Raw genomic sequence first — 20,082 nt, 5'->3', positions numbered from 1 at the left:
CGTTTATCAAGTGTAAAATTTACCAAATATTAACAATGAATACATGCACTGTTTTTACGGATCCATTAAAAACATGGTCTGAATACGTATGCATATGGATAGTCATTTAATTATGATAACGTTAAACTTCAATGATAAGTTTACATATGATTTACATCCCTTGTGAATGTTCATGTGGTTTTGTTTTGCATGAAGAGGGTTTTAATAATAACAACAATAAGAGTAATTTATGCAAAAACAGCAACCTCGATTGAGTTTTTGGCAGCTTTGGACGGTTAGTTTTGGTTTTTTAGGCGTCCAGTTTGGTTTTGCTTTACAAAATGCTAATGCTAGTCGAATTCTTTCAGATTTAGGTGCGGACCTGCATTCTCTTTCATTTTTTTGGTTAGTTGCTCCGATCATGGGCTTGCTTGTTCAGCCTATCGTCGGTGCCGCCTCTGATAGAACTTGGAATAGATTAGGGCGACGCAGACCATTCATCCTAGCTGGTGCTATTGCCGCAGCAATTGGGATGTTTTTGATGCCTAATGCATCGTTAGTTGTTGCTTTGATTGCACCGATGATTTTTGGTGTATTGATGCTCGCGCTTATGGATGCATCTTTTAATGTCTGCTTTCAACCCTTCAGAAGTCTAGTGTCTGACATGGTGCCGCCAGAACAACGTAATTCAGGATATTCAATTCAGTCGCTACTCATTAATGTAGGAGCCGTCATTGGCTCAATATTGCCTTTCGTCTTAACTAATGTTGTAGGTTTAGAAAACACGGCTAAAGCTGGTAATGTTGCTCCTTCAGTTGTTTGGGCGTTCTACATTGGTGCCACAGTATTGTTAGGAAGCGTGCTTTGGACGGTTTTCAGAACGAAAGAATATACTCCCAAAGACTACTACGCATATAAAGGTTTAGATGCTGAAAAGGCAGCGCAAGAACTTAAGGAAGTAAAAAGTCTTGGTCAGAAACTTACGGAGTTTTGGGGCTTAATGAAAACCATGCCTGACACAATGAAACAACTTGCTGTCGTGCAGTTTTTCTCTTGGTTTGCCTTGTTTATTATGTGGGTTTATACAACACCTGCAATTACCCAACACATTTGGGGCGTTGAGGTTAAATGGTTCGATCCAGAATATTTAAGTTCTGTCGATGTACCTGCTTCGGTTATAGCGGCGAAAGGAGCGGCCGGTGATTGGGTCGGAATTCTGTTTGCTGCTTATTCATTGTTCGCTGCGATATTTTCCGTAGTTTTAGCTAAATTAGCAGACAAAATTGGCCGAAAAGTTGTGTACGCAGGTTCATTGTTTCTTGGTGGGATAAGTTATATTAGTTTCTTATTCTTCCAAGATTTAACGCCAACAACAGTCAATTTGTTTATTACTGAAGTAACTGTGCCGGTAGGGGCTGTGAATTTGGTCTTACCTATGATCGGCATTGGTATTGCTTGGGCGGCTATATTGGCGATGCCTTATGCGATGCTAGCGGGCTCACTGCCTGCGAATAAAACGGGCGTTTATATGGGGATATTTAACTTTACTATCGCCATGCCGCAAATCGTTTGTGGTCTTACTGCTGGTTTTATTCTCAAATATGCTTTCGACAATGAGGCGGTGAACATCATTATGGTATCTGGTGTTGCAATGATCATTGCTGGCTTCGCAGTCTTTAGAGTAAAAGAGCCGGTTCAAGTAACTAGTTTATAAACCTTGTTCCCTGGTTGGCCCCAGCTACATAATATATGTCGCTGGGGTTTTTTATTTTCTAACTGGCTTTGAAACCAGCCCCACAAGACTCTCTAACAATCAATTCAGGTGGCATTAAGTAGTCTTTGACAGGCTCATTGTGGATCATCTTTAACAGGTTCGATACCAGCAGTTCTCCAGCTAGTTGCGTGTTCTGTTGAACCGTTGTGAGTGGTGTTGAAGCAAACTCACTAATTTGAATATTGTCGTAACCGACAACAGCAAGGTCTCTGGGCACTTTCAAACCTTTACTTCTAATTGCTCTTATCGCACCCATAGCAATCAAATCTGAAGCGCAAACAATAGCATCTGGATGTTCTCCATCCAAAATTTCCATCGCCGCTTTGTAACCAGCGAGTTCGGTAGATATCGCGTCTTTTTGAACAATCTTTGAAATATCGAAACCACCTTGAGCTAATACTGTGATAAAGCCATCATAACGAGCTTTAAATTCAGGCGCACTTTCATCGGCAATCCCTATAAAAGCAAAACTTCGATGACCTAGAGTAACGAGGTGTTTTGTGATCTCAACGCCGCCTAAGAAATTATCACAACCTATTGAGACACCAGGGTGTTTCTTATCAGGCGCTCCCCAGCGTAAAAAGCGTGTTCCTTGCTCTTCAAGCTGAGACAACTTGTATTCATAGTCGGTGTAACTGCCGTAGCCAAGTAAAATTAGACCATCGGCTTTGTTTGAGTCTTCATAAACGGCATGCCAGTCATCTTTCAAATTTTGGAACGAGACTAAAAGGTCATAACCAGCGGCTGCGGTAGCTTTCGTTATACTGCCCAACATTGAGATAAAAAATGGATTGATCAAAGAATCGTCAGAAGTAGGGTCTTCAAATAGCAATAAGGCTAAAGTAAGGCTATGTTGTCTGCGCAAATTACTCGCATTTTTGTCTACTTTATAATTCAGATCTTTGGCAATTTTCTTTATGCGCTCTCTGGTCTCCGCATTGACTAGAGGACTGTCACTGAGGGCTCGGGATACTGTAGATTGCGATACACCTGCCATGTGGGCAATATCAAATGAGGTTGCTTTGCTCTTCATTTATTGATGAATTCTTATTGTTTGTTACCTGTTTATACACTAGTCGCACTATCAAGTTCAAATTCTTTACTATGAAGACTGACTAAAATGTAAAATTCTGGCTATTGTAATGGCTTCAAAGTGATATACTCCCGAAAAAACATATCTACACACTTAAGGAACATTTACACATGGCCGAGATTGAGCATCGACCGTCCAATTTTATTCGACAAATCATAGATAAAGATTTGCAAAGTGGCTTGCACACTACCGTGACAACTCGCTTTCCTCCTGAGCCAAATGGATATTTGCATATTGGGCATGCTAAATCGATTTGCTTGAATTTTGGAATTGCTCAGGATTATGAAGGCAAGTGTAACTTGCGTTTTGATGATACGAATCCTGACAAAGAAGATATCGATTTTGTTAACTCAATTAAGCAAGACGTAAATTGGCTTGGTTTTTCGTGGAGCGGTGAAGAAAGATACTCATCAAATTACTTTGATCAATTACATCAATACGCTGTCGAATTAATTGGTAAAGGTTTAGCTTATGTAGATTTTAGTTCTCAAGAAAAAATGCGTGAAATGCGAGGAACACTCACTGCGCCTGGCACTAATAGTCCGTATCGTGATACGAGCGCAGAAGAGAATCTTGAGCTATTTGCAAAAATGAAAGCTGGGGATTTTAAAGAGGGCGAGTGTTGTTTGCGTGCGAAAATTGACATGAGTTCATCCTTCATGTGTATGCGCGATCCTGTTCTTTATCGAGTTAAGTTTGCGCATCATCATCAGACGGGTGATAAATGGTGCATTTATCCAATGTACGACTTCACTCATTGTATTTCGGATGCGATTGAAGGTATCACGCACTCATTGTGCACACTAGAATTCCAAGATAACCGTCGCTTGTACGATTGGGTCATTGAAAACATTTCTATTGATTGCTCACCGAAGCAGTATGAGTTTTCTCGCCTTAATCTTGAATATACGGTACTGAGCAAGCGCAAGTTGATTCAACTCGTTGAAGAAAATCACGTTGAAGGCTGGGACGATCCTCGAATGCCTACCATTGCTGGGCTTAGAAGACGAGGGTACACACCCTCATCGGTCAGAGAGTTCTGTTTGCGAATCGGCGTAACGAAGATGGATAATTTGGTTGAGATGAGCATGCTCGAAGCCTGTATTCGCGATGAATTAAATGCTGCAGCGCCACGCCGAATGGCCGTATTAGATCCATTGAAAGTTGTAATTGAAAACTACCCTGAAGATCAAGTTGAATGGTTAGATGCGCCAAATCATCCAAGTGATGAATCAATGGGGACTAGGAAAGTACCTTTCAGCAAAGAACTGTGGATTGAAAAAGAAGACTTTAGAGAATCTGCGAATAAGAAATTCAAACGCTTAGTACTTGAAAAAGAAGTTCGTTTACGTAATGCCTACTTTTTGCGCGCAGATCGTTGCGACCTTGATGAAAATGGTGAAGTGTCAACTGTTTACTGTACTTATGACTCGTCTACATTAGGTAAAGACCCTGAAGATGGTCGTAAAGCGAAAGGTGTTATCCACTGGGTAAGCGCGGCGGAAGGTAAAAAAGCTGAAGTAAGGCTTTATGACCGTTTATTTACTTCTGCTAATCCAGCTGCGGAAGAAGACTTTACGGCAGCGATTAACCAGCAATCATTAATCGTGAAGCAGGGGATAGTCGAGCCATCTTTAGCAGATGCCAATCATGAAGACGCTTTTCAATTTGAAAGAACAGGCTACTTTTGTATCGATAAAGAAAGTAAGCCGGAAGCTTTGCTCATTAATAGAACAGTAGAGCTGCGAGATACTTGGGCTAAGATGAATAACTAAGATGATAATGGGGCTAGCAGAGGTGTTAGCCCTGAGTTACTAGCCCGAGTTGCTTAGTCAGCTTGATAAAGGCTGACACTTGTTTCATATAAACGCCCGGTGTATTCCATCGGGCGTTTCGTATTTTAAAGCTGTTTGTGGTCGCTAATACAAAGCTTTTACAATCCTCATATCTTATACAAACGTGACACATATAAAAGTGACTCATATTTTATGAGAGAAATTGCAGAACGACCTCGTTAGATAAGCGGATTTACTTTACTTGGCAGTCTAGAGACTGACCGTTAACGCCTATACTGTCATCGGACGCTAAATATAAGTAAGTGGGCATAATATCTTCAGGTGTTTTAAGCGAATCTGGTTTTTCACCAGGAAAGGCTTTAGCTCTCATACTTGTTTTAGTTGCGCCCGGATTAATGCAATTAAAACGAATTCCAGTGTTTTTATACTCATCAGCTAGCACTTGCATCATGCCTTCTGTCGCAAATTTAGAAATGCTATACGTTCCCCAGTAAGCGCGACCTGTTCTGCCCACTGACGAAGTTGTATAAATAACAGAGGTGTTTTTGTTCTTCTTAAGTAAAGGTAACAGCGCTTGCGTCATAAAAAACTGACTATTCAAGTTCACTTGATTAACTTCCAAAAATTCTGACTCTTTTATCTCATGAAATGGACATAAATTACCGAGAACACTCGCGTTGAATAAAACGACATCAATTTTTTTCAATTGTCCTTCGATACTTGCGACCATATCTTGATAATTTTTTGGACTTGCGCCTTTGAAGTCGATTGGTACGATAGTGGGCTGTAGCCCGCCATTGCTCACAATTTCATCATAAGTACTTTCAAGCTTCGCCACTGTTCTTCCCAACAATATTACCTCTGCACCATGTTGAGCGAAAGTTATTGCTGCTTGTTTACCGATGCCATCGCCTGCACCAGTTATTAAAACGATTTTATCGCGTAATGCGTTATCTGAAGCTACATATTGTGAATGTGATTGCATATTTTTTAGTTTGTTATTTGCTTAGAATCGAAAGACGATATGGTAACGTAGAATATAATATGGCTAAAGCTGTTAGTGCTTATTTATAAAAATTTAGTTATTTTCATTACAAAGTATTAACAAACCTTTGCAAAGTGAAGTCAAAGTCAATACTATTACGATAAATATAACTGGTCATACTTGTTAGACTATCCGCAATACCATTGCGTTAATAATAACTAGAAATGTAATGGATAAATATTATCTGTAAGCAAGTGGGGAAAATGAATGAACAAATTGTTAATTAGCACTAGTGTTTTGGCTGCTTTGGGCCTAGCTGGTTGCGGTGGTGGCGACACTCTTGAAGAACTTAGAGAGGACGCACCTGCACAAACTCCTTTTTCGCGAGTCGTATTCGATCCGGCAAATGGTAACTTAAATATTCCAAATGATTTGCTAATGTTGCCAGGCGATGATGGTTTCTTTGATTATACCTTAAATATTCCTGTTGACGATCCTAGCAACTTCGGTGACCCTCAAAATGCATTGAATGTTTTAGACGGTTGGTCAACTACTCAACCTTTCGTAATAGACGTTGAAACGCCTCCAAATACACAACTTGACGCTAGCACACTCAGCGCAGGTGTTCATTTATACGAAGCAACTTTGGGCTTGAACCAACAAGATGCTGGCTGTGCATCTATAAAGATTCCAAGCGCAGGCTGTAAAGTAGGTGACAAGTTAACATTTGGTGTTGACTATGTGCTTAACTTAACAGACAACAATACAATCGCTGTCATCCCATTAAAACCGCTTAAACCTGCTCAAGGTTATTTGTTGGTGATGACTGACGATTTGAAAGATTCATCTTCTAAATCGGTAAAAGGCTCCACAACATGGGAGCTTGTTGCACAAGATATTGATACTATGCCTTTGGCGAGCGCTTCACAGCTGAGTTTGCAACAATTAATTAATCTTCACCTCGACTCTCTGACTGCTGCCGGCGTACAAACAGACAACGTGACTTATGTTTCTGCATTTACTACTCAGTCAATCTCTAATGTACTGGACACGGTTAAGCAACTAATGATTGCTGAATTTGCTGGGCGCGCAGCTGCTGGTGACCCAACTGCTGGTGAAGCTTTACCGGCGATTATCGCTAGAGATGTTGACTCAGGTCCAAACTCAATGGAAGCACTAGGCTTGGTTTCAGAAGCACTAGTCGCTGGTGCAGTGCAGCAGGGGATTGCGGGTTTACCGCCTGAAGCTGAACCACTTATTCCAGCTATTAATGCATCTGATTTCTCATCTTTCACTACATGTTCAGGCTTACTTGTAAGTGCTGGCGGTGGTTTTGGTAGTGACACTGCTGAAGTTAATGTTTTCGCAGCAGGCGTAGCAACAGGAATTTTGGGCCAAGTAGGTCAATTCTGCGCAGCAACTCGTTATGAAGGTAATATTTCATTACCATACTATTCAGGTGTTCCGAGCGCTGAGAACCCATTGGCTCCAGTCAATACGTTCTGGAAAGCGGCATGTGATAGCGGAATCGTTCTTGCAAATGCGGCGTCTGTACTACCAAGCGCGACTCCAGGTCCAAACGCAGCTTTATGTACACAAGTTGGTTTAGCTGATGTAAGAATTAACGGCGAGCTACTAGATCGTGACCGTAACTTAACCAAATTCAACCCTGTACCTCAAATGACAGGTGGAAACCAAGGTTTTGAAACTTTAGATGTACAAATTACGGTACCTAATGTTCAAGTAGCCGGGGCGCTAGGGTTTGCAATTGCAAAACCAGATGCAGGTTGGCCTGTTGTGATGTTAGCTCACGGTATAACGTCGAAAAAAGAAGACATGTTAGCAGTAACGGGTGCATTATCATTAGCTGGTTTTGCGACTGTTGCAATTGATCAGCCAATTCACGGTTCTCGTGGATTCGATTTAGATGGCGATGGCACCGATGAACTTAATGCTACGACTGTCAGTGCTACGCACTACTTGAATTTAGGTGTATTGCCAACGGGTAGAGATAACTTACGTCAAAGTGTGTCTGATTTATTAGGCTTAAGACTGGGTTTGAATGCTGTTGTAGACACAACGACAACGCAATCTGTTGATATTGATACTTCAAATGTATCTGTGTTCGGTGTTTCTCTTGGTGCAATAACTGGCGGCAACTTCGCATCTATTGCTAACACAGGCTTTGCTGGTCCATTAAGCGCTTTTGATGGCATGTTTGCGATTCAGGCTGCGTCGTTAGAGTCTCCTGGTGGTGGCACAGCTAACTTCTTACTAGAGTCGGCTGCATTTGGTCCATTAGTAAAAGGCTTGTTGTTGTCTCAAGGCTCACCTGATTTTCAGGCTTTCTTAATAGCGACTTTCGGAACTGTAAATGTATCTGAAGCGCAATTGGTTGGTGCTGTGAATGGTTTCTTAGGTGCCTTAACTCCAGAGCAATTAGCGGGTGCTAACGCATTGTTTGGCCAGTTCGCATTTGCTGCACAAACAATGATCGACTCTGCTGACCCTATTAACTATTTTGGTACTTTGGCAAGCAACACGCCTGTTCACATGATGACTGTAGTGGGTGACGGTGATGCAAATCTGCCAGACCAAGTAATTCCTGTAACGACAGCGCTTCCTTTAGCTGGTCAACAGGCATTAGCTAATATCATGGGCTTGCAGCAAATTTCATCAACGGCAGCAAGCACATCGCCAATTAGCGGCATTGTTAAGTTTACTGAAGGTGCTCATGCAAGTAGCTTGAATCCGTCTAGCAGCGCGGCTGTTACGGAGGAAATGCAACGTGAGTTGGCTAACTATGTTGGGTCAGGTGCAACAGCAATCGTTATAACGAACGAAGCTGTTGTTGCTAACTAAGATAATGTTGTAAACAAATAAGTATCTTTGAAAGCCAGCTTAAAAGCTGGCTTTTTTTGCCTGCTATTTATATGTGAGTTAATTGTCTATTTGTTTGTGTAAAGTAGTACGTGCATTTTTGAAACAAAATTTTACTAATTTGTTATTACTTCGCTATTTTTTTAGACTAGACTGATCCATGGAACCCAAATAATAATAAGGACATCGTTTTGATAAGTTTAGATTTTTCACGTTTTAGAGTTTCAATCTCCGTTGCTGCTGTTGCTGTTGCGCTTTCAGGCTGTGGTAGTGATGATAAGCAATACGAAGTAACACAACCGCTGCCGGTTACTCCTCCAACTACGCCTCCTGTGGCTCCTTCATTACCAGCATTCGATGCTGATGGTGAATTGCAAGCGAACATTCGTTGGACCGAGTATGGCGTGCCCCATGTCAAAGCGGACAATTTAGAAAGTATGGCATTTGGTGTCGGTTACGCTTTCGCCCAAGATAATATGTGTATCTTAGCAGACCAAATAATTAAATATAACTCTGAAAGAGCGAAGTTTTTAGGTCCGGATAGAAACGCAGGCACAGGTGATTCGGAGCATTTAATTAATGACTTTGGCTTCTTGACCCTTGGCATTCGAGAAACAGCGGAACAAAATCTTGCTTCTCTAAGTGCTAATAGTCGCGCTTTACTAAGTGGTTATACGCAAGGTTATAATCAATATCTAAACGATACTGGTGTTGCTAATATTGATCCGAGCTGTGCAAATCAGCCTTGGGTGCAAGAGATTGATAGCGTCGATTTATTAACTTATTCACTGGGTGTCGCGCTTTTGCCTGGCGCGGCAAACTTCCTTGGTCCAATGTTTATTGCTGCACCTCCAGGTGAAAATCCATTCCCTACACCAGCAGCACCAATTGCTGGTTCCTCTTTAGAGCAAGGAATACCGTTTGAAATTAATCCTAAAGTGTCCTTACCTGAGCGTAATCCACAAGAAATGGGATCGAACGGTTGGGGCTTGGGCTCTGATAAAACTGAAAATGGTATGGGAATGGTACTAGGTAATCCGCACTTTCCGCATACTGGAAACTTGAGATTCTGGCAATTTCATACAACGATCCCTGGCCATTTGAACGTAATGGGTGGCTCACTAATGGGTCTACCTGGCGCGGTTAATATCGGATTCAATGAAAATGTAGCATGGACGCATACTTTCTCAACGGCAGAGCACTTTGTTGTTTATCAACTCGCCTTAGATTCGAGTGATCAAAGCAACTTAACACATTCGGTAGACGGTCAAAAGAGGACTATCTATAAGAAGGAGTTAAGTATTGATGTCGCGGTAGCACCGGGACAAACGATTAAGCTGAAGAAAAACAGTTACACAACAAATTATGGTCCTATGATCGTCGTACCTGGCAATTTTGATTGGGAAAACGGTGGATCTGCTTTCGCTATTAAGGATGCAAACTTACCTAACTATGATATTTTTGATCATTGGTTAGCGATGAATCTGTCAACCAATATGACTGAATTCAAGCAAGCGTTTAAAGATTACGACGGCGTTATTTTTAACAATACCATGGCAGCTTCGAAATCGGGTGAGGTCTTCTACATCGATGACTCTACGGTTCCCGGTTTAACTTCAACTGCAATCAATGCATTAACTACAAACCCTGTACTTATTCAAACTAAGCAGTTAGCTGGTTTTACAGTGCTTCCAGGTTTCGCAAGCGCATTTGATTTCAATTTTCCAGTTTCATACGACAGTGCGCCAAAATATGAAGGTACAGATTATGTACAAAACTCTAATGATAGCTTTTGGCTGACAAACTTAGAAAATCCAATTACTGACGTTTCACCTTTGTATGGAAAAGTTGGAAATGAGCAATCATTGCGTTCAAGGATGGCACATAAGTTGTTATCTGACGCTGCTGGCTCTGATGGTAAATTCACTATTGCCGAAGTGGAAGAAGCCCTATTGGGAAATCGTAATTACCTTAGTGAAGCGATACTGTCGGAACTATTGTCAATATGCCAAGCTAATCGCGAAGAAGACGTTGATATCGGTACTGCTACAGTAAACATTGCCGAGGGTTGCGACGCTTTAAATGCGTGGGATTCAAAGATGAATACGGAAAGTGTTGGCGCACATGTATTTAGAGAATTTGCATTTCAGTTTGCACGAAATCCTCAATGGTCTGTAGCCTATGATGTAAGCGATCCAATTAATACTCCGCGCGGCTTAATTGATAACTCAACCACGGTCCAACAGCTTGCAGTGGCTATTGATAAGATCCAGCGTGCTGGTATTGAGCTAGATGCAAGCTTAGGGGAAGTACAGTTTGTTGAGAAAAGCACGGCTAACGGACAAGCAAGTGGGGAGCGTTTCCCTTGGGGTGGAGCACATAATGTCGAAGGTGGATTCAATGTCTTTAACTCAAGCACTGGTAATAACGGCACTGAAATACCGCGCCATACTTACCCAATGATGGATAACACTTCTATTTTGAGCGCTGAAGCTAAAGGCTATCATATTGCTTATGGAAGTAGCTGGATGTTTATCGCAAACTTTACGGAAAATGGCCCGGTTGCTAGGGGTTTGCTCAGCTATTCTCAATCGCATAATCCGGAATCAGAACAATTTGATGACCAGACAGGTTTGTATTCTACTCAGCCTCAGTTAAGACCTTTGCGTTTTACTGAAGAAGATATTGCCGCGAATCTTGTGAAAGAAATGAATATATCTAACGCAGCGCAAGAATAATTGTAGAATATTGTTTGTTTAACTCAAATTTTTGCGTGATTTTATGGTATAAAACTACGCATTAAAGTTAGTGCAATTAACTAGCGAATTGATGGAAGGACCGAAAGGTCCTTTTATTTTGTGTTTTCGGCCCCAAATATGCCGAGAAAAAGTAGTAACTAGGAGTGAAATTTGGAATTTTTATTTGTATATGGTTTGTTTTTAGCCAAGGCAATTACCATAGTCGTGGCGATTGTCGTCGTTGTTGGTTTCATCGTCGGAATGGCCTCGAAACAAAAGCAAACTAGCGGAAATCTGGAGTTTGAATCTCTTTCAGAGCACTTTGATGATATCAAGAATCAAGCTCAGCATGTTCTTTTAAGCAAGGATGAACTAAAAAAATTAGAGAAAGAAGAGAAGAAAAAAGAAAAGGAAAAAAAGAAATCCTCCAAAGATGAAGCAAAGAAAAAGAATCTTTTTGTCCTAAACTTTAATGGTTCCATGAATGCCCAAGAAGTTGAACAACTGCGTGAGGAAATTACCGCAGTGTTATGTGTGGCAACGAAAGATGATGAAGTTTTAGTTAACGTTGAAAGTGGTGGTGGCGTAGTACATGGATATGGATTAGCTGCATCCCAACTTCAACGTATTAAAGACAAACAAATTAAACTCACTGTTAGTGTTGATAAAGTAGCTGCTAGTGGTGGTTATATGATGGCCTGCGTCGCAGACCACGTTATCAGTGCGCCATTTGCTATTATCGGCTCTATTGGTGTTATCGCTCAGTTACCTAACTTCAACAAAGTGTTGAAGAAAAATGACATAGAATTTGAACAACATACTGCCGGTGACTTTAAACGCACTTTAACCATGTTCGGTGAGAATACTGCTGAAGGGCGAGCGAAATTCAAAGAAGAAATTGAAGATGTACACCTTATGTTCAAAGACTTTGTTAAGCAGCATCGCTCGGAGCTAGATATAGATAAAGTCGCGACAGGTGAATACTGGTATGGTCAGCGTGCTAAAGATTTGAACTTGGTTGATGAATTGAAAACGTCAGACGACTTCTTAATGGAAGCTAATAATACTCATAAATTATATGCTATTAAGTACGCGGCTAAGAAAACGCTAGCCCAGAAGCTTGGATTTTCAGCATATAAAGCGCTTGAGCAAACTTTTATGAGACTTGTTGATGCAGGCAATAAACTTTATCGTTAGTATTGTTTTTAGGAAACTAGGAAACTAGGAAACTAGGAAACTACGAATTTAGCTAACTACGAATTTAGCTAATTACGAAACAATAGTTAGAAAACAACAGCTAAAAAAGACAATAAAAAAGCGGCAATGCCGCTTTTTTTATCGCTAAATTTTAATAGCTAGTCTTAAGCTACTCTCAGGATACTTATCGAGGTGCCTTAGCGCCAGGATTAGATTCTTGAATTTGCTTAGTATAAAAGTCTTTCACTGAGAAACTAGATGTAGACTTTTTCGCCTTAGCTTTTGTTTTAGCAGGGGCTTTAGGCTTTTCTGCTTTCGCGGCAGCCTTCGGCTTCTCTGCTTTTGCTGGTTTCTCTGCTTTTGCTTTTTTAGGAGCGGGAGCAGCCATACCATCAGCCATTTCATCCAACTGTGCTAAACGAACGTTTTTACCGCCGTCGACACTGTACCAACCACCTTTTGCTTCGATAGTTGGTGCTTTACCATTTGCTGCCTCATAGGCCGCCGTGAATTTTGCTAAGACGCTGTCTTTGTCTAATTTGCTCATACGTTCTTATGAACCCTTTTTGTTGTAGTAATGTTAATATAGTTACAGTGTAAACCTTTTTTATTTCAAATGTCTAATTTGAGTTCATTGGAGCCGTATTTTTGTGAAAAGACATGAATTTATTACCTTAATTGACGAATTGCTACAACCCGACTTGATCAATGACTATTGTCCGAATGGGCTGCAGGTTGAGGGTTCTGAGGAGATTAATCGAGTCATTACGGGCGTTACGGCGTCACAAGCATTGATTGATGCAGCGATAAAGCAACAAGCTGACTGTGTTTTGGTTCATCACGGATATTTTTGGAAAGGGGAGTCGCAAGCCATTACAGGGATTAAAATGCGCCGAATCAAATCCTTGTTGACGCATAATATAAACCTGCTCGCTTATCACTTGCCAATCGATATTCATCCAGAATTGGGAAATAACGCACAATTAGGTAAGTTGCTCAACATAGGAAGTATTCAGAATCACCCAGGTTTAAAGCCTCAAGGGATAGTAATGTTTGGAGACTTAAGTGCTAAGCAAAGCGCAGAGGACTTTCAAATGCAAATCGTCAAGGCGCTTAGCAGGGACGTAATACATGTAAGTGGAAACACAAATCGACCAATTAAACGAATTGCTTGGTGTACTGGTGGAGGTCAAGGCTATATTGACGCATGTGCAGAGATTGGCGTCGACGCATTTATCTCCGGTGAGATTTCAGAACAGACAACTCACAGCGCACGTGAACTTGATATTCATTATTTCGCCGCGGGTCATCATGCGACTGAGCGCTATGGTGTCAAGGCACTTGGTGAATACCTGAGCAAGACTGCTGGACTCGAAGTAACATTTGTCGATATTGACAACCCTGCTTGAGTGTATAAACGCTGTATTTCAAAACGTAGATGCTCAGAAACGCAGAAACGTAGGAATGCAGAAACGCAGGAATGCAGAAGCGTAGAAATGTAGAAGCGTAGAAACGTAGATGTGCAGAATTGTAGAAACACAACCAACATAGCGCATAGCGCAAAAAACAACTAGTCGAAAATATAAATCAAATGCGTAAGCAAATTAGAAGATGAGAAAACCAAAAGTAGTCATACCCAGCGATACCTTCTTTGATGGCATCGCTAATAAATTCGATAAGAATATTTACGGCACAAGCAAAGGGCGTTTACGACATCAAATGTTGTTACATTATTTGTCGCCACTAATACACAACATTGAGCCTTTAAACGTGTTGGATGCGGGCGGTGGTACAGGTGTCATGTCCTTGGCTTTTGCAGAAGCTGGCCATCATGTGACATTGTGTGATGGTTCAGAGGAAGTGCTTGAAATTGCAAAGAAGCGTTTGGCCGATGTCCCCAATACGAGCATCGCGCAACAAGACATATTGTCGTTGGATGACTCTGAGAGCTTTGAACTGGTGCTGTGTCATGCTGTACTAGAGTGGGTTCAAGAGCCCTTGAAGATTATAGATAAGCTGTTTTCGCAGTTGAGTGTAGGCGGGAGGCTTTCCTTAAGCTTTTTCAATCGTGATGCCGCTCTTTTTAATAATGCGATATGGGGGAACTTCGATTATATTAATGCCGGTTTGAATACTCGGAATCAGGTGAAGTTGAATCCTCATAATGCGCAACGTCCACTCGATATCATTCAGTACATAAATGAAACTTACCCCGATTACATTGTTGAACATAAAGCCGGAATTCGTTGCTTTCACGATTACTTACATGACCGCACAAAGCAAGTTGATGAGTATGAAAAATTATTAGAATTAGAGTTAGAACATGGAGCTACCGAGCCGTTTATGTGGCTCGGTAAATATTTCCATTTGGTAATTGTGAAGCAGTAAAGAAAAAGTTCATTGCAAAGCGTTAAGAACGAAAAACATACTTTTTTCGCAACGCGCATTTTTTAAGCGTTAAGTGCTGCAGTTATGTCTGCTTCAATTTGTTCAGGCTTAGTTGTTGGGCTATAGCGCTTGAGTACTTCACCATTTTTACCGACTAAGAACTTTGTGAAGTTCCATTTGATGCGTTTCGTGCCAAGAATGCCAGGTGCTTCGTTTTTCAATAACTGATAAATTGGCGCAGCATTCTCACCATTGACTTCAACCTTCTTCGAAAGTGGAAATGAAAGATTAAAACGCATTTCACAAAATTGTGCGATGTCACTGTCAGTGCCGGGTTCCTGATGACCAAATTGATCACATGGAAAACCAATTATCTCTAAGCCCTTCTCTTGATGTGTTTTGTACAAAGCCTCCAAACCATCATACTGAGGCGTAAATCCGCATTTACTCGCAGTGTTTACGATGAGTATTACTTTGCCTGCATATTGCTTGAAGGGGACTGTCTCGCCATTGTTTGCGACATAGTCTAGGTCATAGATTGAATTTGACATGAATTACTCTAAGTGAAGAATTTGCTGCTAATTGTAACAGCGTTCTTGAAATAGTCAGTAAGTTTAAGCAACGTCTTCCGATAACTGTTCTTCAAAAGGAGGCATTCTGTAAGCATCTGGATAGTCGCCTAATTTTTTCTTAATTAAGTTGTAACGCTTTTGATTAGAGTCGGAAAGTGTTTGGTCTTTTAATTCGTCAAATAAGCTCAATGTTTGTTGATCCTTATATTCCGCCTTTTTAATGTCACTTAAGCATTGCAATAGATTCAGAGTGAAGGCTGGAACTTGTGGATTAAGCTGTCGAGCTTTATAAAATAGCTCCATCGCTTCACTCACATTATTACTTAAGTAATAAACCATGCCCTGATCGTTTACGCGTTTTGCTTTTTCCTCAGACAAACCGAGTGATTTCTCTGCTTCGAGTATCATACTATCTGCCAAAATTAAGTCTATTTGGTCATCTTTCGCTGAAAGCTTACTTTCTACCTCATTCCATACTTCACGGGCTTTCTCATCATCACCTAAGCCAAACCAAACTTTAATCGCATCAACCATCGTTGTTAATTTTGCACTTTTCGCATCGCCGACCGTTTTATCGACGATAATACGAGCTGCTTTCTGCTGGTCGCCTTCTAACAAACTTGCTAGTGCGAGCATAAAGTCTCTCTGATGTTGCGTTTGACGGTCTAAAATACTCCGATTGGCATTGCCAATAAGACATTTAGCTGCATGAATTGTGGGACCTCTCTCTTCTACCGCTGAATTCTCTGCTAACTGCAGTTGATAGCGAGCAAGTTCGATGGTGTATTCATCAAAACGTTCTTTAACGGTGAAGTTACTCTGTCGTTTCTTTTCCAATAGCCTGATTGCATCATCGCTTCGGCCCTGCTTTTTGTATGCAAGTACTTTTAATTTGGTCGCTGGAATCGTTAGTTCATTCTCCTTGATATGATCAAGAATTTTCTCCGCTAATGCATAGTTTTCTTTACCGATTTCTACACATGCCATCCATTCGTAAGCTTTGTCTTTGGTTAGCTGCTCACTGACGAGTCCGCCTAACATGTTTTGACAATGACGCCATTGGCCAGAGAGAAACTCACTTTTGATTAGCCCCCAATGCGCCCAAAGTACATTAGACGAACGCTCAAGTATGTCTTGATACAGAGCGATCGCTTCTGCATATCGCTGTTCATTGATTAATAAGCGCCCCTTTAATTTGATGAAATCGGCTTTCGCTCGCTTACTCAAGCCCTTTTCTAAGGCTTCATCCAGAAATTTGAGTGCTTGACCAGGTTTGTCATTGTCTAAGTAAACAAGTGCAGGTTTAATTTTTTCACGTACGCTCAAATAATGCTTCACAGAGGTGTGCAGGGTTTTAATTGTGTATGGTTTGATGATAAGCACATCGGGGTGAATATCCAATATCTGACTGATGGTTTGTGGCAGACGATCAGAGGTTAAGAATATAACGCCCGTAGAAGGCTTGATAAGCTTTGATTCTGCTAAATACTGTACCCATTCGACACCATTTTTATGTTGGCCCAAATGGAAGTCTGTAACAACAATATCGAAATCAATAGTACGTAAACCATTTCTTAGTTCTTTACCATTAGAATAACTTGCAATATCAAATTCGCCCAAAGACAATAAATGACTGCGTAGATTTAATCGGGCAGTGGCATTATCCTCAACAATTGCGATTTTGATTTTATGCTTATTCATATCGAGTTCTTTTCTTTTGGTCTAAACTGAGCATAGCAATTGACAGTACAAGATGCATTCAAGTTGATGGACTTTTAGCCTAATTTTGGGTATGCACTAAAATACATAGGTCTTTCAGTGCCCTCAAATTGAGCATAAGCTAACGTTCTCGTAACAATAACTTTACAACAAATCAGTCAGTCGACTATACTTTACGTTTACGTAAAGGTAATGCCAGTTTACTGTATCACCCAACGCACTGATTGAATCACTTTAAGGTTTCCCATGAATAAGATAGCTCAACTAATCGATGGACAATTCGTCCAGTCCAAAACCAATGACTTCATTGAAGTGACAAACCCTGCAAACAACGAGGTTATAGCACATGCACCATGTGCAACCGATATTGAAATGGAGCAGGCAATAAGCGCAGCAACTACTGCATTCAAGACTTGGAAGAAAATACCGGTTCCAGAAAGAGCGCGTTTAATGATGCGTTATCAGCATCTACTAAAAGAAAATCACGATGAGATCGCGACAATTTTGAGCGAAGAAACGGGTAAAACATTTGCCGATGCAAAAGGTGATGTTTGGCGCGGCATCGAAGTTGTTGAACAAGCAGCCAATATTTGTTCAATGATGATGGGCGAGACTGTAGAGAACGTCGCTACAAACATCGATACATATAGCATGATCCAGCCTTTGGGCGTTTGTTTAGGTATAACGCCATTCAACTTCCCGGCAATGATACCTTTATGGATGTTCCCAATGGCAATAGCTTGCGGTAATACGTTCATTTTAAAACCATCTGAACAAGATCCAAAAACACCAATGAAATTGGCTGAATTGTTCTTGCAAGCCGGCGCGCCAAAAGGTTTGTTAAACGTATTGCACGGTGGTAAAGACCAGGTTAACTATTTGCTTAATCATGATGCAATTCAAGCTGTCTCATTTGTCGGAAGTGTGCCTGTTGGTCAACACATCTATAAAACAGCAACTGACAATATGAAACGTGCACAATGTTTCGCAGGTGCAAAAAACCACTCTGTAATTATGCCTGACGCAAACAAAGATTTCGTTTTGAATAACTTAGTGGGTGCTAGTGTTGGTGCGGCAGGTCAGCGTTGTATGGCTATTTCAGTAGCTGTGTTTGTTGGCAGCAGTGCGGATTGGATCCCAGAGTTGGCTAAGAAAATTGCTGAAGTGAAGCCGGGTCTTTGGAATGACGAAAACGCAGGTTACGGCCCGCTTATCAGCCCACAAGCAAAAGCGAAAGTATTGTCATTCATCGAGGAAGGCAAGAAACAAGGCGCTACTTGTTTGGTTGATGGTTCAGACTTCACACTAGAAGGTTATGAAAACGGTAACTGGGTTGGTCCAACAGTATTTTCTGATGTAACGACTGAAATGAGCATTTATCAACAAGAGATATTTGGTCCTGTTTTATGTTGCATGGTGGTTAACACACTTGAAGAAGCTATCGCGCTTGTTAACGCTAATCCATTTGGTAATGGTACTTCAATATTTACCGCTAGCGGCGCAGCTGCTCGTAAGTATCAGAGCGACATTGAAGTTGGTCAAGTTGGTATTAATGTGCCTATTCCTGTCCCACTTCCATTCTTCTCATTCACTGGTTGGAAGAATTCTTTTTACGGAGATCTGCACGCATATGGTAAGCAAGGTGTGCGTTTTTACACCGAAACAAAAACCATCACTGCTCGTTGGTTAGATGACGATATTCCTTCAGGTCCAAACATGACCATTGAATTAAAGTAATTCACTGCTTTTGTTAGCAGTGCGTAATTTTTGAATGAATGTGATAAAAGAGCTTACATAATATGAATTTTGAATTAAATGAAGATCAAACAGCATTTGCTGAGACAGCGAGGCAATTTGCTGAGCAAGAATTAGCGCCTTTCGCAGCGAAATGGGATCAAGAACATTATTTTCCTATTGAAGCAATTCAGAAAGCGGGTGAGCTCGGATTTTGCTGCTTGTACACACCAGAAGATGAGGGAGGCTTGGGACTTCCTCGTCTTGATTCCTCGATTATCTTCGAACAACTTTCAATGGGTTGTACGACGACTACCGCGATGCTAACAATTCACAATATGGCGACGTGGATGATTGCCACCTGGGGAACGGCTGAGGCGAAAGAGAAATGGATGCCCTCATTAGTGACAGGTGCTTCCATAGCAAGCTATTGTCTAACAGAGCCTGGTTCAGGTTCAGACGCGGCCTCAATGCGTTCTACAGCGAAAAAAACGGATACTGGTTACGTACTAAATGGCTCTAAAGTGTTCATCTCAGGAGCTGGGGCAACTCAAGTTCTTGTAGTTATGGCGCGCACTGGTGAAGCCGGTGCGGGCGGCGTGTCTGCTTTTGTTGTGCCTGCCGATGCAAAAGGCGTCGAATATGGTAAAGCCGAAGAAAAGATGGGCTGGAATGCTCAGCCGACTCGCATGATTACCTTTGATAACGTAGAGATAAGCGATTCCGCTTTATTGGGCAATGAGGGCGAAGGCTTCAAATTCGCTATGCAAGGGCTTGATGGTGGACGTGTGAATATTGCGACATGTTCTATCGGTACTGCGCAGCAAGCCTTAAACACTGCGCAAGCTTACATGCAAGAAAGAACACAGTTCGGTAAACCTCTGGCTGCTTTTCAAGCACTTCAATTCAAACTTGCTGATATGGCAACTGAACTTGTTGCTGCTAGGCAACTTGTTAGGTTAGCGGCGAGTAAATTAGATAACAATCATGCGGACAAGAGCACGTATTGTGCTATGGCGAAGCGTTTTGCTACTGACGTCGGCTTTGAAGTATGTAATCAAGCCTTGCAGATTCATGGTGGTTACGGCTATATCAAAGAGTATCCTTTGGAGCGCCACGTGCGTGATGTGAGAGTGCATCAAATTCTTGAAGGTACGAATGAAATAATGCGCGTTATCATTGGGCGTCGCCTCATTTCATCCAATATAGAAATACTATAGGTGAGCA

14 protein-coding genes are annotated in these 20,082 nt (G+C 41.3%); 9 read left to right on the top strand and 5 right to left on the bottom strand.

Annotation, left to right across the window (positions count from 1 at the left end):
- Window positions 1–229 precede the first annotated feature (229 nt).
- Window positions 230–1,693 (top strand): MFS transporter, encoded by a 1,464-nt coding sequence (locus ACKLNX_RS07435; RefSeq protein WP_411694781.1) that lies wholly within the window; start codon window positions 230–232, stop codon window positions 1,691–1,693.
- A 58-nt stretch (window positions 1,694–1,751) separates the two neighbouring features.
- Here ACKLNX_RS07435 and ACKLNX_RS07430 read toward each other — a convergent pair whose 3' ends face one another.
- Window positions 1,752–2,786: a LacI family DNA-binding transcriptional regulator gene (locus tag ACKLNX_RS07430; RefSeq protein WP_412971847.1), complete on the bottom strand. Its 1,035-nt coding sequence runs from the start codon at window positions 2,784–2,786 to the stop codon at window positions 1,752–1,754.
- Window positions 2,787–2,956: 170 nt separating this feature from the next.
- On the opposite strand from ACKLNX_RS07430, the gene glnS reads away from it, so the two are divergent.
- Complete coding sequence (gene glnS / locus ACKLNX_RS07425) at window positions 2,957–4,621, top strand: glutamine--tRNA ligase (protein WP_412971846.1); 1,665 nt, start codon at window positions 2,957–2,959, stop codon at window positions 4,619–4,621.
- A 253-nt stretch (window positions 4,622–4,874) separates the two neighbouring features.
- On the opposite strand, the gene ACKLNX_RS07420 is transcribed toward glnS, so the two are convergent.
- On the bottom strand, window positions 4,875–5,627 hold the full coding sequence (locus tag ACKLNX_RS07420) for a YciK family oxidoreductase (RefSeq protein ID WP_411694778.1): 753 nt from the start codon (window positions 5,625–5,627) through the stop codon (window positions 4,875–4,877).
- 267 nt (window positions 5,628–5,894) lie between these two features.
- On the opposite strand from ACKLNX_RS07420, the gene ACKLNX_RS07415 reads away from it, so the two are divergent.
- From ACKLNX_RS07415 to sohB, 3 genes are all read left to right on the top strand, one after another.
- The gene (locus tag ACKLNX_RS07415; protein WP_412971845.1) at window positions 5,895–8,489 is read left to right on the top strand and encodes a VolA/Pla-1 family phospholipase; all 2,595 of its coding nucleotides are present in this window, start codon (window positions 5,895–5,897) and stop codon (window positions 8,487–8,489) included.
- 209 nt (window positions 8,490–8,698) lie between these two features.
- On the top strand, window positions 8,699–11,245 hold the full coding sequence (locus ACKLNX_RS07410) for an acylase (RefSeq protein ID WP_412971844.1): 2,547 nt from the start codon (window positions 8,699–8,701) through the stop codon (window positions 11,243–11,245).
- A 171-nt stretch (window positions 11,246–11,416) separates the two neighbouring features.
- Window positions 11,417–12,442, top strand: coding sequence for a protease SohB (gene sohB / locus ACKLNX_RS07405; protein ID WP_412971843.1), 1,026 nt, complete (start codon window positions 11,417–11,419; stop codon window positions 12,440–12,442).
- Window positions 12,443–12,626: 184 nt separating this feature from the next.
- Here the strand turns inward: sohB and ACKLNX_RS07400 are convergent, their stop codons facing one another.
- Window positions 12,627–12,989, bottom strand: coding sequence for a hypothetical protein (locus ACKLNX_RS07400; RefSeq protein WP_412971842.1), 363 nt, complete (start codon window positions 12,987–12,989; stop codon window positions 12,627–12,629).
- A gap of 103 nt (window positions 12,990–13,092) precedes the next feature.
- On the opposite strand from ACKLNX_RS07400, the gene ACKLNX_RS07395 reads away from it, so the two are divergent.
- Both ACKLNX_RS07395 and ACKLNX_RS07390 read left to right on the top strand, forming a co-directional pair.
- Complete coding sequence (locus ACKLNX_RS07395) at window positions 13,093–13,851, top strand: Nif3-like dinuclear metal center hexameric protein (protein WP_412971841.1); 759 nt, start codon at window positions 13,093–13,095, stop codon at window positions 13,849–13,851.
- A gap of 202 nt (window positions 13,852–14,053) precedes the next feature.
- Window positions 14,054–14,830 (top strand): methyltransferase domain-containing protein, encoded by a 777-nt coding sequence (locus ACKLNX_RS07390; protein ID WP_412971840.1) that lies wholly within the window; start codon window positions 14,054–14,056, stop codon window positions 14,828–14,830.
- A 62-nt stretch (window positions 14,831–14,892) separates the two neighbouring features.
- Here the strand turns inward: ACKLNX_RS07390 and ACKLNX_RS07385 are convergent, their stop codons facing one another.
- Together ACKLNX_RS07385 and ACKLNX_RS07380 are read right to left on the bottom strand one after the other, a co-directional pair.
- The gene (locus ACKLNX_RS07385) at window positions 14,893–15,381 is read right to left on the bottom strand and encodes a glutathione peroxidase (RefSeq protein ID WP_412971839.1); all 489 of its coding nucleotides are present in this window, start codon (window positions 15,379–15,381) and stop codon (window positions 14,893–14,895) included.
- Between the two features lie 63 nt (window positions 15,382–15,444).
- Window positions 15,445–17,103 carry a response regulator gene (locus ACKLNX_RS07380; RefSeq protein WP_412971838.1) on the bottom strand — a complete coding sequence of 553 codons (1,659 nt, stop codon included), beginning with the start codon at window positions 17,101–17,103 and terminating at the stop codon, window positions 15,445–15,447.
- A gap of 264 nt (window positions 17,104–17,367) precedes the next feature.
- On the opposite strand from ACKLNX_RS07380, the gene ACKLNX_RS07375 reads away from it, so the two are divergent.
- A complete protein-coding gene (locus tag ACKLNX_RS07375; protein WP_412971837.1) occupies window positions 17,368–18,858 on the top strand; it encodes a CoA-acylating methylmalonate-semialdehyde dehydrogenase in 1,491 nt (496 codons plus the stop codon).
- Between the two features lie 62 nt (window positions 18,859–18,920).
- Window positions 18,921–20,075 (top strand): acyl-CoA dehydrogenase family protein, encoded by a 1,155-nt coding sequence (locus ACKLNX_RS07370; RefSeq protein WP_411694768.1) that lies wholly within the window; start codon window positions 18,921–18,923, stop codon window positions 20,073–20,075.
- Window positions 20,076–20,082: the final 7 nt, after the last annotated feature.

This window comes from Glaciecola sp. MF2-115, from assembly GCF_047250385.1.
Lineage (GTDB): Bacteria > Pseudomonadota > Gammaproteobacteria > Enterobacterales > Alteromonadaceae > Glaciecola.
This window is presented reverse-complemented; position numbering and strand designations above follow the sequence as displayed.

Coding starts and splice junctions, on each gene's coding strand:
- ACKLNX_RS07415 (WP_412971845.1), top strand. CDS start 5,895: ATGAACAAATTGTTAATTAGCACTAGTGTTTTGGCTGCTTTGGGCCTA.
- ACKLNX_RS07430 (WP_412971847.1), bottom strand. CDS start 2,786: ATGAAGAGCAAAGCAACCTCATTTGATATTGCCCACATGGCAGGTGTA.
- glnS (WP_412971846.1), top strand. CDS start 2,957: ATGGCCGAGATTGAGCATCGACCGTCCAATTTTATTCGACAAATCATA.
- ACKLNX_RS07380 (WP_412971838.1), bottom strand. CDS start 17,103: ATGAATAAGCATAAAATCAAAATCGCAATTGTTGAGGATAATGCCACT.
- ACKLNX_RS07375 (WP_412971837.1), top strand. CDS start 17,368: ATGAATAAGATAGCTCAACTAATCGATGGACAATTCGTCCAGTCCAAA.
- ACKLNX_RS07390 (WP_412971840.1), top strand. CDS start 14,054: ATGAGAAAACCAAAAGTAGTCATACCCAGCGATACCTTCTTTGATGGC.
- ACKLNX_RS07370 (WP_411694768.1), top strand. CDS start 18,921: ATGAATTTTGAATTAAATGAAGATCAAACAGCATTTGCTGAGACAGCG.
- ACKLNX_RS07435 (WP_411694781.1), top strand. CDS start 230: ATGCAAAAACAGCAACCTCGATTGAGTTTTTGGCAGCTTTGGACGGTT.
- ACKLNX_RS07385 (WP_412971839.1), bottom strand. CDS start 15,381: ATGTCAAATTCAATCTATGACCTAGACTATGTCGCAAACAATGGCGAG.
- ACKLNX_RS07420 (WP_411694778.1), bottom strand. CDS start 5,627: ATGCAATCACATTCACAATATGTAGCTTCAGATAACGCATTACGCGAT.
- ACKLNX_RS07400 (WP_412971842.1), bottom strand. CDS start 12,989: ATGAGCAAATTAGACAAAGACAGCGTCTTAGCAAAATTCACGGCGGCC.